Below are 806 nucleotides of genomic sequence, written 5' to 3'. Positions count from 1 at the left end.
ACCCTTGGGGCCGGGCCTACGGCCCTGCCAAAGTCTCTTGACACCTGCACCTTATACGGTGCATTGCACTTTATAAGGCACAGATGAATACGAGTCCGCCGCATCGAATCGAACTGGTGTTCTACCAGACCGACGCCGGCAACGTGCCGGTCAGGGACTGGTTGCTAGAGCTGCCGCAGGATCACCGCCGGGAGATCGGGCAGGACTTGCAGCGCGTCCAGTTTCGTTGGCCGGTCGGAATGCCGTTGGTGCGGCCGATGGGAAAGGGACTGTTCGAGGTCCGCACGTCGCTGTCAGACGGCACGATCGCGCGGGTGATGTTCTGCTTCCAGACCGGGGAGCTGTATGCGCTGCACGGCTTCATCAAGAAGGCGAACAAGACACCCGCATCGGATTTGGAACTGGCGCGCAAGCGCCAGAAGGAGGTCGAAAATGGCTGACAATAAGCACCGGGGGCCGACCCTCGATAGCTTTCTTGAGGAGGAAGGCGTTCTTGCCGAGTTTCAGGCCAAGGCGATCAAGGAGGTTATCGCTTGGCAGCTCGCCGAGGCGATGAAGGAGCGCAAGCTCAGCAAGAACCGTCTCGCCACGATGATGCACACCAGCCGCACCCAGGTCGATCGCGTGCTCGATCCTGAGAACGGCAATGTCACCATCGAAACGCTGCAACGGGCGGCGGCGGTCGTCGGCCGTCGCGTCCAGCTCGCACTCGTCTAGGCGGCCGACCGCAAAAAGGTCTGGCGCCTGCCGCTACGCGGCACCGCCGCTCTCAGTCGCTTCGCTCCCCAAGCCCGCAAGCGGTCTTG

Annotated in this window: 2 protein-coding genes; both read left to right on the top strand. The window is 62.3% G+C overall.

The features are described 5' to 3' along the window. The first annotated feature begins 116 nt into the window (after positions 1 to 116). Positions 117 to 440: a type II toxin-antitoxin system RelE/ParE family toxin gene (locus AX681_RS09535; RefSeq protein WP_231734925.1), complete on the top strand. Its 324-nt coding sequence runs from the start codon at positions 117 to 119 to the stop codon at positions 438 to 440. After that, positions 433 to 717, top strand: a complete 285-nt coding sequence (locus tag AX681_RS09530) for a helix-turn-helix domain-containing protein (protein WP_066488205.1) — start codon at positions 433 to 435, stop codon at positions 715 to 717. Before AX681_RS09535 ends, AX681_RS09530 begins: the two co-directional genes overlap by 8 nt. Positions 718 to 806 lie beyond the last annotated feature (89 nt).

The sequence above is a fragment of the Sphingomonas sp. CCH9-E2 genome, from assembly GCF_001557215.1.
In the GTDB taxonomy this organism is placed as follows: Bacteria; Pseudomonadota; Alphaproteobacteria; order Sphingomonadales; family Sphingomonadaceae; genus Sphingomonas.
The sequence above is the reverse complement of the archived record's forward strand: the minus strand, read 5'-3'. Positions and strand labels throughout refer to the sequence as shown.